Source organism: Fibrobacter sp. (genome assembly GCF_017545445.1).
GTDB lineage: Bacteria > Fibrobacterota > Fibrobacteria > Fibrobacterales > Fibrobacteraceae > Fibrobacter.
Genome location: NZ_JAFWOM010000104.1, coordinates 1 through 12009, shown reverse-complemented (window position 1 = coordinate 12009; position 12009 = coordinate 1). Strand labels below are relative to the sequence as shown.

The window sequence follows — 12009 nt, the reverse complement described above, 5'->3', positions numbered from 1 at the left end:
TCAAATCAGGGAGATAAACTATGAGTGACTTTTCTAATATCAACTTCGAGGCTAAATCTCGTATCACAGGAGATGATACTCCTTTCAGAAACGCTAAGGTGAAGGTGTTCGGTGTCGGCGGTGCCGGCGGCAATACCGTGAACCGTATGAAGCAGATGAATATTGAAGGTGTGGAATACTATGCCGTCAATACGGATGCTATGGCTCTTGACCAGAGTCTTGCCGACCACAAGATTCTTATTGGCGAAAAGAGCACGAGAAATCTCGGTGCTGGTATGGATCCGGAAATGGGCCGCAAGGCTGTTGAAGAAAACATTGACGACTTGAGAAACGCCATGAAGGGGGCTGACCTTGTATTCGTTACGGCGGGCATGGGCGGTGGTACCGGTACGGGTGCTGCTCCGGTTGTGGCAAACATTGCACGTGAAGAAGGTGTGTTGACTGTTGCTGTGGTGACTAAGCCGTTCCGTTTTGAAGGCAATGTTCGCAATTCCTTGGCTCAGAGGGGCGTTGACGCTCTCCGCGAAGCTGCTGACACCATCATCGTCATCGAAAACAAGAAGCTCTTGAACCTCATCCAGAATACGAACAAGAGTGCTACTGTCGATGAAGCTTTCAAGATGGCTGACGAAATCCTCGGCAATGCGGTGCAGAGCATTTGCAGCATCATGTTCCGTCATGGCCTTGTCCACGTTGACTTTGCTGATATCCGCAAGGTCATGCTCAAGGGCGGTTCTGCTCTCATGGGTACGGGTACTGCCGAAGGCGAAGGCCGCGGTGTCGCTGCTGCTGATTCTGCTCTTTCTTCTCCGCTTCTCGAAGACATTGACATCAAGGGTGCATCTGGTGTGCTCATCAACGTTTCCCATGGCGAAAATTACTCCTTGCTCGAACATAACGAAGCAATGGAACACATTTATGACGCCGTGGGCGAAGAAGGTTGCCCGAACATCATCGTTGGCGACATCACTCTTCCGGAACTTGGCGACAAGGTTTGCATTACCATTATCGCAACGGGTTGCGGTGGTACGAACAATGCCGCTGCTGTAGGCTATGCAGGTATTGGTTCTGTCGCTTACCAGCAGGCTCAGGCTTATCAGCAGCCGGCTCCGGTACAGGCGGCTACTCCGCGTCCGACGACGAACTTCCTCGCTCTCGCTGGCCGTGCGACTGCTGCAATGCCGACTGCCGCTCCGACCGTTGCTGCTCAGACAGTTTCTCAGCGTGTAGCTTCGGTTCCTGCATCTGCAATGTCTGCTGCTCAGACTCCGTCTTATGCTAACTCTGCTCCGACTCAGGCTTATGCTGCTGCTCCGTCTTATGCGGCTCCGACGCAGTCCTATGCTGCTTCGGCTCCGAACTATGGTGCTTCCCAGACGAATTCTTACGCAGCCCCGACTCGTCAGGCTTCGGCTGCTCCGGTGAATTTGGCTGCCGCCATGTTCTCTCCGGCGTCTTCTTTCGCATCTCCGAACTTTGATGCCAATAAGGCTGGCTTTGCTGAAGAAACGGTGCCTGCTCCGTCTGCATCTTCTATGCGCGAAAGCGAAGAGATGCCGGCTGCTGCAGAAGCGGATCCGCTTTCGAATGGCAGTTCCTATGCTGGGGCTTATGCCAAGCAGGAACAGCGTGCTGAACAGAATGACTACATGACGCCTGCTTTTAAGCGCAATCAGAGCAACTATGACGATGCTCTCAAGGAAAGCAATATCGACTACGAAATGCCTGCCTTTATGCGCATGAATTCTGATTTGTTCTAGTTGTGAAAACGATTGGAACAATAATGTAGTGAAAATTCGACAGACATGTTCGAATGTTTTTGGGCATGCCTTCGATAATACACACACACACCGGGTACGTGAGTGCGTACCCACCACAACACAAGGGATCACCCGGGTCTCCCTGCCTGGGTGGTCCTTCTTGTGCCCCGCTCGGCTCTTGTGCTATACAAGACGCCTTCTTCGCCTCGCTCTCGCCTTCATGACCAGTTTGCGCTTGGTCACTCCTGCTCATGGTGTACACCGTTCGGCTCTGTAGCAGGTATGAATCAAGGTTGGTGAGCCTGCCGAACCACGCTTCACTCGCTTTGTGTACGAATCAAGGATGGCGAGCTTGTCTCCGTTTTTTAGTACATTTACATTATGCTGAAACGAGTTCTTCCATTTCTTGCTGTCACGTTTATGGCGGCTGCATCTTTTGCGTCCGCTGAAAATTCATCCGACAAGCCTGCTGCAAAAGGCGGCTATTTCCAGTTCGGTACGGATTACAACATTGGATTTAACGGCGGACCGACCGACCCGATGTTTGCCGTCGATACTGCTGAACGCTACGGCGGCCCGAAAAGCAACTGGCGCGGACTGCGGATTCCGCTGGAAACTGCCCGCAGTTATGAAGAACATATAGAACCTTTTTTCAAGCTTGCGTTTAGGGCGGGCTACAAGGACTTCCATTTTTTGCTGGAAGCCCCGTTGCGCAAGGATTTGGAAGCTTGGTACAAGAGCGAACTGAAAACGAACTTTACGTACAAACCGAGCGAACTCGATATCAATGTGCCCATCAACGCCTATGCCAAGTGGTATAATCCTGTGGGATTCGTGCAATTTGGGCGATTTGATCCTCAAAGTTTGAAAATCTCCAAGAACGATATTTTTCTCGGTGGTTTGCCTTACCATGATGGAATTCATTGGAATTTGAACATTGGAATTTTCCGCTACGACTTTTTGCTGAGTTCTTTGAACGCATGGCTGTTTGGCGATGTTATCAATTATGAAACCGGCTGCCCTGAAGATGAAAACAGTGAAGCTTACGCACAAAAGTGTAAAACAAATTTAGTGAGCAATCAGCGGCGGCGCACTTATACGGAAAACGTGAAGAATATGGTGTTCCATAGGCTTGGCGTTGAAACCCGCAAGTTTTGGTTTTATCTTGTGGAACAAAGCGTGATTGGCGGCAAGTCTCTGGAATTCCGTTCATTCAATCCGTTCATGTATTGGCATGACAACTATGCGACTGGTTATACATCTGCCGCGACATCTTTTGAAATTGGTTACAAGACTTCGAACGGCGCGAAATTTTATACGCAATTGAATTTTGAAGATTTCGCAAGCCCGGTGGGCGAAAGCAAAGAAATGGGAACGACCCGCAATATTATAAATTACATGGTGGGCTATTACCATGAACTTGAAACACGCAAGTATGGCAAGTTCGCATGGCGGCTAGATGTGGTTCGTACGGATCCGGTTGCAAACAACAGTAAACTCCCGCTTTTGAAATATACGGGACGCCGCAACTACCGCAGCAACTTCCGCGATCAGAAAGATAAAGATTATGCCGATGCTTACTTTGTCGATTACCCCATCGGCTACCGTAGGGGCGGTGATGCTCTCGACTTGTGGTTTGACATGAACTGGAAATGGAACGCTCATTCTGCAACGCTTACGCTTGCCTGGCTCCGTCAAGGTGACAAGGAACTTTATACGGATTACGATGTTGCTGTAAAAGAGGAAAATTCGCTTTCCGGCGTTGTTGAAAAACAGTTCCTTATCGATGTGCTTTATGAAAGAGAAGTAAGCGATTGGTTCAAAATTTATGCCGGTGGCGGTTTCCGCGTTTACCGCAATCTCGCTCACGACAAGAATGAGGACGGCTCGGATGCTTGGATTCGTTCTGGTTTGAAATTTAGCTTCAATCCGGTGGATAAAAAATTCTAGCTTGAAATTTCTGCAAAGAAAATTTTACTTCAAAGAGCCCCTTCGGGGGCTTTTTTTGTGTGTAAATGAGTTCTTGTAAAGTTCATTTTGCCTATTTTTTTTGAACTTTGGAGGAAAATAACATACATTTTGGTTATGAAAACGTTATTTCTTTTTTTCTCTCTTTTGTGCGTTTTGGCCACAAATTCCGTTGCTGCTTATATTGCTGTACTTGAAACAAGCGCGGATGGTAGTACTAAGGATAGTGTATCGCTTTCGGACCGCCAGTACCTTACGAACGTTTTGAGGGAACAGGCGGTCAAGGAGCTTCCTGCGAATCAGGGCTATACTATCATGACTCGCGAGAATATCCAGCAAATGCTTCCGCCAGGCAAGGCGATTGAGGATTGCGAAGGCAGTTGCCTAGTCGAGACGGGCAAGAACATTGCGGCGGATTACATCTGTCAGGCACGGGTCAGTCGCTTTAGAAATTCGCTCACGCTTTCGGCTGAACTTTATGAAACGGCAGGAAGCAAACTTATTGCAAGTTTCAATGGTCGCGGTGCGGATGTCGAAAAACTTCTTGAACTTATTGAGAGGGAGGCTCACAGTTTCTTTAGTATGGTGCGCGTAATGGTACAACCGGTTTCTTCGAGCGTTGTCGAGGAAAAGAAAGAAGAAACGATTGCTATGGTAAACGAAGTTGCCGAAAATAAAGTTGTCGAAAAAATAGATACAGTGCAAGCGGTTGACGAACCTAAGGTGATTTTGGCGGATTCCGCAAAGACGGAAATGGAAAAGATGGATACAACAAAAACGGAACCGGAAAAAACGGATTCCACCAAAACGGAATTGGCAAAGGTCATTGAAAAAACAGATGTTGAAGAAAGCAAAGTGGGCGAGAGCATTCCTGCAAATGTGAACACAGATGTTGTGGATGCATCTGCAAAGAAAAGAGGAATCCATTGGGTACCGCTCTCTATCAGTGCCGTTGCAACTGTGGCTGGAACCGTGCTTGCCGTAGTCGGAAACAGTAAGGCAAAGGACGCTTCCGAGAAAAAGTATTCGACCGAAGCGGAATACAAAAAATATCACGATGATGCCAAATCAGGGCAGACATTACGTAGTGTAGGGTTTGGCCTTGCTATCGCCGGTGTCGTTGGAATTGGTTTAAGCTTTGCTTTCTAGGAGGGGATGATGAAATTAGGATTTAGGAATTTGAAATTAGGAAATGGAACGCGTCATTCTGAGAGAAGTGCAACGAAACGAAGAATCCAGGGACGTTTTTGTTCGATGCGTTCTGGTGTAACATTCGCTTCTCTCGTCTTGTGTCTCTCGTCTTTCGTCTTATTCTCCGCTTGCACGGATTACGTTTCGCAAATGGAAGACGATTTCGAGGACTGGAAAAAGATACAGGCTGAATTGGATGAAGGTTCTTTGACGGATATAACGACCAAGTCCAGTAGCAGTAAGAAGGTGTCCTCTTCAAGCGTGAAGGCTAGTTCTAGCAGCAAGAAAGTTTCGTCTTCGAGTGTGAAAGCCAGTTCTAGCAGCAAGAAGGTTTCGTCTTCGAGTGTCACTCTGAGTGAAGTCGAAGGGTCTTTCACAGACTCTCGCGATGGTCAGGTTTACAAGACTGTAAAAATTGGTTCTCAGATGTGGATGGCGGAGAATTTGAATTATAAAGCAGAAAACAGCAGGTGTGGTGGTGGAAGCGGAACGACCGAGGGCGATTGCTCCAAATATGGCCGCTTATACACGTGGTCGATTGCAAAAAATGCTTGCCCAAGTGGTTGGCACTTGCCTAGCAAGGAAGAATGGAATACCTTGTTCATGGCTGTAAGTGAAAAATCAACAGCGGGTAAGGTTCTCAAGTCCTCGTTTGGTTGGTATGACAATGGCAACGGTACGGATGATTTCGGATTCTCGGCGTTGCCTGCTGGCTACAGTGCGGACAACAATTATTACTACGATGAGGGGAAACACGCGTACTTTTGGATTTTTACAGAGTACGATCTCAACAACGCGTACTATGTGCACTTGGACTGGGGAGGCGGAGTTGAGGGCATGGCCTACGGCTTCAAGCACTCCAGGTATTCCGTCCGTTGTCTCAAGGACGAAGCTTCTTCTAGTGTAACGCCTACATCTAGCAGTGCAGGAAATTCAGTTGATGTTGGTGGAAGTACTTATAATAGTGCAAATAATACTTTGACGGATTCTCGAGACAAACAAGTCTATAAAACTGTTACAATTGGCTCCCAGATCTGGATGGCGGAGAATTTGAATTATAAAGCAGAAAACAGCTGGTGTGGTGGTGGAAGCGGAACGACCGAGGGCGATTGCTCCAAATATGGTCGCTTATATACTTGGGCGGCTGCAATGGACAGTGCGGGCGCGTGGAGCACGAATGGCGAGGGTTGCGGTGATGGAAAAACTTGTAGCGTCGCTTCGGCGGGCTCAGCGACCTTGGTGCGAGGTGTTTGCCCCGATGGTTGGCACTTGCCTTCGCAAACGGAATGGCACGCTCTGTTCATCGCAGTTGGTGGTTCAACGACTGATGGCATAAAACTCATGTCCTCATCTGGTTGGAACAATGGAGGTAACGGTACGGATGATTACAGGTTCTCGGCGTTGCCTGCTGGCCTCAGAATCGGCGATGGAAGTTTCGATGGTTATGGCAGTGGTGCGTACTTTTGGAGCTCTACAGAGTATGATGGTTCCGTAGCCTATCCTTTCATGGACTTGAATTACCACTACGATGTTGAGAACCTATACAACAAGTTCAAGTATTTCGGATTATCCGTTCGTTGTCTCAAGGACTAGCGGGGCGAATGGAACGGTCGTAAGATTTGTTGATTGATAGTTTGTTTAAAATGTTTAAAAGCCCTGCTATATGCAGGGCCGTTTTTTACCGTTACGACGTTACTTGCTTTGCGTAAGGCTTTCCTTGAACGCTAAAATTTCGGCTTCAGGAAGCTTGGAAATGCGTACGACCTTTTCAACAGAGTCGCCTTCGGCAAGCATGGCTTTAGCCATTTCACGATGCCCTTCAGCAACCCCTTCAGAATGTCCTTCTGCAAATCCTTCGGAATGCCCTTCCGCACGCCCTTCCGCACGTCCTTCCGCACGCCCTTCCGCAAGCCCTTCTGCACGGGCGTGCTTCTTTTCAACGTACATTTCGTAAAGACGGTCGCTCATAGCCATAGCCTCACTTACAAGAAATTCTTCTGTAAAGATACTCAATTCGGCCTTTTTCTGCAATAGAGCGAATAGTGAATCTTTAGGAACATCAATTGGAGCTTCGTTATTGAGTCCGTCGATAACACGAAGCCATTGCGCGAGGAGGCTTTGGTCAGATGCGTAGTTCCCTTTTATGAATTTGGGAATTTCAACGAGGGTGACAGTTTGTTTTTTGAAAAATTCTTCGTTATCTTGATTTTTGAGTCGAATACTGTGTCGGTAATTTTTGGAATCGGGAAAACCGTTGAACATTTGCAAGCTGATGAGATTTAAATCGCGAAGCCAGTAGCTGTCGCCTCGAACTTTGCTTGCAATCGTGTGTTTTGCGGTATAGAACACAAGTCGGTCGCTGTAAGTTTCGTCTTCTACATGCTGAACTTCAAGAACGATGCGTTCAAGGCGCTGGTTTTCTGCAACGATATCCGAGGTGGTCGTTTTGCTGAAGGCGCTGTTCACTGTAGGATTGACGAAGGTGAGGTTGTCGATGCAGTCTCCGCCATCCAGTTTCAGGATTGCGTTCAGAAAGTTTGCGGTCATTTCCATGTTTTCGGGATTTCCAAAAAGAATTTTGAAAATTGTATCGTTGTAAATGTAGGCGTACTTGTATTTTTCAAGGTATTTCAAAATACAGTTATGGGTGTCGCCACCTTGCTTGTGTGTTTCACTGATGTCTTTGAGCATTGCTGCGTATTGAGCTTTATTCATAGGACTCCAAGTCCGCATTACGGCGGTGGAAATGTGTACGCTAAAAAACGTACACGGCTTGTGTATCGTTGTTGATTAGTTTGTTTTAAAGCCGGCGTCTTTAGAACTGTCGGGATATGTATCGCAGCGCATTCCGCATGGGTTTTCCAAGGCCATGGCGTTTGCCAAGTCAATACCGGACCTACGGCTGCGAGGAGGAATGTTCCCGCCCGTGGATGCGTACGCCTCTGTCGGCGGGGCCTTCTCGTCGTGATAATGAAAATAGATAATGATGATTGAACGTGCAATAGGTCGCGCTGCGGGGCCTTATAACCCCTATTTCCTATAATTACAGTTGCCTAAGGCGAAAAAATTTTCTCTATTTGTATCGGTTTTTAGACTGTTCGTGGATTTTTTCCGTTGAAACCCCGGATTTCGGTCCAAAAGGTTTCTGGAGAACTTCCGTAAGCGAACGTCTATTTTAGTATAAGAGGTTTATTTGGTCGTCCAAGAAAAACTGAATTCTCTCATTGCCGAGGCGTGCAAGTCCGCTTCCGTTACGCTTGTGGAAGCCGATATGTTCCGTGCCGGCAAGCGCAAAACGTTGCGGATATTTATCGACAAGCCCGAAGGTGTTTCTATTGATGATTGCACGAACGTGAGTCATTTCCTCTCGGATGCGTTGGACCTGGATCCTGAGTTGATCGAGGGGGCTTATACGCTTGAAGTCTCGTCTCCGGGATTGGACCGCCCCCTCAAGTCTTTGGCGGATTTTAACCGCAACAAAGGGCGACTGCTCCGCGTGAACCGTTCGACGGGTAAAACTGTGACGGGTGAACTTTTAGATGCCGACGAAGAAAATTTGACGCTCAAGCTCAAGGGCAATGCCGGCGAAATCGTCATACCGAGGTCCGAGGTGCTTTCGGCCAAGGTCGAAGTGAAAATTTAATAGGAAGGTCAACTTATGAAGAACGAACCGAAAGTGAACTTGCTCGACGTACTCAGGGAAGTCGTTGAAGACAAGAGTGTCGATGATTCCGTGATTTTGGATGCCCTCAAGAAGGCTCTTATTTCTGCGGCCCGCAAGTATCTGCACATCGAAAAGAAAATCAATGTCGATATCGACATGGAAACAAACGAAGTCCATGTGTTTTTGAACGTCGAAGTTGTCGATGATTATCCGGACTACGACCCGAACATGACTGCTGATGAAGTGGCTGAATTGGATGAAGGTTACATGCTCGTCGAAGAAGCCCGCGACTTCAATGAAGACGCTCAGGCCGGCGACAGCCTTTATATGGAACTCCCGACCTCCTCCTTCGGTCGCCAGGCAATCCAAACTGCAAAGCAGCTTTTGACGCAGCACATCCGCAGCGCCGAATGCCAGCGCATCATGGATATTTACCGCAGCCGCATCGGTACGATTATCAACGGTACGGTACTTCGTTTGGAACAACGTAATGTTATCGTGGATCTCGGCAACAAGATTGAAGCTGAACTCCCGGCTCGCGAATAGATTCCGCACGAACGCTTGGCTCAGGGCGCTTCTGTGAAGGCTGTGATTGCTCGCGTCGAAGAATCGACCAAGAGCGGTGCTCAGGTTATTTTGTCTAGAGCGAACGCCGACTTCCTCAGGGCTCTTCTCCGTCAGGAAGTTCCTGAAATTTACGAAGGCACTGTTGAAATCAAGTCCGTGGCTCGTGACTCCAAGAATCGCCGTGCAAAGATTGCCGTCTATTCTCGCGATGAAAAGATTGACCCGGTTGGCGCTTGCGTCGGTATGAAGGGTGCTCGCGTACAAACTATCGTTCGCGAACTTGGCAACGAACGCATCGACATCGTTCATTGGGACGAAAATTTCGACGTGTTCGTACAACGTTCTTTGGCTCCGGCGACTGTCCTCAAGATGTTCCCGGTTCCGGACACGGACCGTATCGTGATTATCGTCGATGACGAAAACCTCGCTCAGGCCATTGGCAAGGGCGGCCAGAATGTGGAACTTGCCGGTCGCTTGGTGGATCGCAAGCTCGATGTTCACGGAGAACAGGAATGGTCTCAGATGGATGAGAATCCAAGAACAAGATTCTCATGAGCAATTATGAGGATGAAAGAAGAATGAGATCGAAGCGTTCCGAAAAGAAGGAAGCTAACGCTTAAGAACATTTGCGTGGGGCAATTGTTTAACGGAAGAATAAGAAAAGGAATTGAATAGGCTATTCATGACGAATGATTCTCAAATGAAACCTAAGGATTGGGCTGATGCTCATGGATTGAAGGTTGATGTGGTGATGAAGCTGCTCCGCGATGCAGGCGTTGCAGTTCGTACCCATATGTCCAAGTTGGATATGGCAGACTTTGAAAAGATCGAGGAGGCTGCCGCTGCCGAAAAACAGAAGCAGGATGCCCGCAACAAGAATCTGAAGAGGCCGACCGCTTCCGAATCTGATTCTTCCGCTTCCGCTCCCGCAAAGAAGAAGGAAACGCCGGTTGCAACAAACAAGCTTGGCTTGAAGGTGAGCCTCAAGAAGGGTCCGGGAGCCCGCAAGGAAGCTCCGAAGCCTCCTGTAAAGCAGGAATCGAAGGTTGCGCCGAAGCCTAATCCGGCGTCGATTGTAAAACCGGCTGCATCGGCACAAACCGCTCCGGCACAGGCCGCACCTGCACCAAAGCCCGCAGCACCCGCTCCGGCACAGGTTGTAAAGCAGGCTGCCCCCGCAACGCCGGCACCTGCCGCAGCTCCTGCGACTCCGGCAGCACAAGCCCCGGCTCAAGTTGCCCCGGCAAAGCCCGCTGCACCCGCTCCGGTCGCAAAGCCGGCCGCTCCGGCTCAAGTCGTGAAACCGGCTGTTCCGGCTCCGAAGCCCGCTGCCCCTGTGGTAAACGCAAAGCCGGCTGCTCCGCAGCCGACCATGATGACCGCGAATACGGAACTCAAGCAGCCGCCGATGAAGGCTCAGGTGTTCAAGCCCGATGCCGCAATCCTTGCCCGTATCGAAAAGTCTCGCCAGCAGGCACAGGCCGCTCGTGGCAATCACCGCCAGAATGGTCGCGGTGGCAATGGCGGCAATGGTGGCAACAACAGCCAGGGCTACACGGGTACGTTTGGCCGTCTTTCGAACAACGGAAATGGCGGCAACGACAATCGCAACAATAACAACAACCGTCGTCAGAACGGCGGTAACGCTAGCAGCAGTAGCCGCGGCTATACGGGCCGTAACGGCGGGTTCTCTAGCGGTTCCATGCAAGAAGCTTTCAATGCTTCGAACAACAGTCAGGTTCTTGCCCAGAATCAGAACGGCAAGGGCAATGGCAAGGGCCAGAATGGTCGCCATAACAACGACAAGAACCGTCGTAGCAATACTAAAGACCGTCAGGAAATGCAGAAGGAGCAACAGCAGGAAGCCGTTCGTCAGAACGTCTCCCGTGTGATGGCTTCGCTCTCCAAGAACCCGGTCAAGAAAGTTTATCACAAGGAACATAACGACAATAATTCCGGCGAAGAAAAGAAGATTCTCAAGACTTCCGACTTCATTACCGTGGGCGAACTCGCAGGCCTCATGGACCAGATGCCGGCACGCGTTATTGCAAAGTGCATGGAAATGGGCATGATGGTGACTATCAATGCCCGTCTCGACTTTGAAACTATCCAGATTTTGGCAGATGAGTTCGGTTATGAAGCTCAGCTGATGGAAGAATACGAAGAAGAAGTTCTCGGCGTGGAAGAAGAATCCTCCGAAAACCTCAAGCCGCGTCATCCGGTGGTTACTGTTATGGGCCATGTGGACCACGGTAAGACTTCTTTGCTCGACTGGATCCGTAAGACTCATGTGGTGTCGGGCGAATCCGGTGGCATTACGCAGCACATCGGTGCTTACGAAGTTACGACTTCTCAGGGCAAGGTGACGTTCCTCGATACTCCGGGTCACGAAGCGTTCAGCGCTATGCGTGCTCGCGGTTCTCAAGTGACCGACGTTATCGTGCTTGTGGTCGCAGCAGACTCCATGGTGATGCCGCAGACCGTCGAATGTATTGAACTTGCTAAGCGTGAAAATGTTCCGATGGTTGTCGCCATTACGAAGATGGACCTTCCGACGGCAAACCCGGACAAGATTCGCGCCCAGCTTGCAGAACGCGGTGTGGAAGTCGAACAGTGGGGCGGTCAGACCAGCTGTATCGAAGTTTCTGCACGTACGGGTCAGGGCATGGATGTTCTCCTCGAAACGCTTGCTCTCGAAGCTGAAATTTTGGAACTTAAGGCCAATCCGGATACGCATGCCTGTGGCGCTGTCGTTGAATCCAAGCTCGACGTGGGTAAGGGCCCGAGGGCTTCCCGGATATGGTCCCCGTTGTCCGAGCCGATGGCATGCGACAGCAGCACCCCCGCCACCTGGTTGTT

General features: G+C 49.5%; 9 protein-coding genes. 8 read left to right on the top strand and 1 reads right to left on the bottom strand.

The genetic code is table 11. The annotated features are described in order from the left end of the window. Positions 1-20 precede the first annotated feature (20 nt). From ftsZ to IKG78_RS11995, 4 genes are all read left to right on the top strand, one after another. Positions 21-1760: a cell division protein FtsZ gene (gene ftsZ / locus IKG78_RS12010; protein WP_290943761.1), complete on the top strand. Its 1740-nt coding sequence runs from the start codon at positions 21-23 to the stop codon at positions 1758-1760. 381 nt (positions 1761-2141) lie between these two features. Further along, complete coding sequence (locus IKG78_RS12005) at positions 2142-3710, top strand: hypothetical protein (RefSeq protein WP_290943758.1); 1569 nt, start codon at positions 2142-2144, stop codon at positions 3708-3710. Between the two features lie 135 nt (positions 3711-3845). Next, complete coding sequence (locus tag IKG78_RS12000) at positions 3846-4877, top strand: hypothetical protein (protein WP_290943756.1); 1032 nt, start codon at positions 3846-3848, stop codon at positions 4875-4877. Positions 4878-4907: 30 nt separating this feature from the next. Then, positions 4908-6512 carry a fibrobacter succinogenes major paralogous domain-containing protein gene (locus IKG78_RS11995; RefSeq protein ID WP_290943754.1) on the top strand — a complete coding sequence of 535 codons (1605 nt, stop codon included), beginning with the start codon at positions 4908-4910 and terminating at the stop codon, positions 6510-6512. A gap of 99 nt (positions 6513-6611) precedes the next feature. Here the strand turns inward: IKG78_RS11995 and IKG78_RS11990 are convergent, their stop codons facing one another. Next, positions 6612-7634, bottom strand: coding sequence for an Rpn family recombination-promoting nuclease/putative transposase (locus IKG78_RS11990; protein ID WP_290943752.1), 1023 nt, complete (start codon positions 7632-7634; stop codon positions 6612-6614). A gap of 478 nt (positions 7635-8112) precedes the next feature. Here IKG78_RS11990 and rimP point away from each other — a divergent pair, with 478 nt between their 5' ends. The 4 genes from rimP to IKG78_RS11970 form a co-directional block, all read left to right on the top strand. Then, positions 8113-8562, top strand: coding sequence for a ribosome maturation factor RimP (gene rimP / locus IKG78_RS11985; protein WP_290943749.1), 450 nt, complete (start codon positions 8113-8115; stop codon positions 8560-8562). Positions 8563-8577: 15 nt separating this feature from the next. Beyond that, a complete protein-coding gene (locus IKG78_RS11980) occupies positions 8578-9129 on the top strand; it encodes a NusA N-terminal domain-containing protein (protein WP_290943747.1) in 552 nt (183 codons plus the stop codon). Positions 9130-9144: 15 nt separating this feature from the next. Next, on the top strand, positions 9145-9705 hold the full coding sequence (locus IKG78_RS11975; RefSeq protein WP_290943745.1) for a hypothetical protein: 561 nt from the start codon (positions 9145-9147) through the stop codon (positions 9703-9705). A 145-nt stretch (positions 9706-9850) separates the two neighbouring features. Beyond that, positions 9851-12009 (top strand): translation initiation factor IF-2 N-terminal domain-containing protein (locus IKG78_RS11970; protein WP_290943743.1); only part of this gene is annotated, 2159 nt, incomplete at its 3' end.

What these genes read in the sequence shown, in the direction of transcription:
- ftsZ (WP_290943761.1), top strand. Translation starts at nt 21, where the DNA reads ATGAGTGACTTTTCTAATATCAACTTCGAGGCTAAATCTCGTATCACA.
- IKG78_RS12005 (WP_290943758.1), top strand. Translation starts at nt 2,142, where the DNA reads ATGCTGAAACGAGTTCTTCCATTTCTTGCTGTCACGTTTATGGCGGCT.
- IKG78_RS12000 (WP_290943756.1), top strand. Translation starts at nt 3,846, where the DNA reads ATGAAAACGTTATTTCTTTTTTTCTCTCTTTTGTGCGTTTTGGCCACA.
- IKG78_RS11990 (WP_290943752.1), bottom strand. Translation starts at nt 7,634, where the DNA reads ATGAATAAAGCTCAATACGCAGCAATGCTCAAAGACATCAGTGAAACA.
- IKG78_RS11980 (WP_290943747.1), top strand. Translation starts at nt 8,578, where the DNA reads ATGAAGAACGAACCGAAAGTGAACTTGCTCGACGTACTCAGGGAAGTC.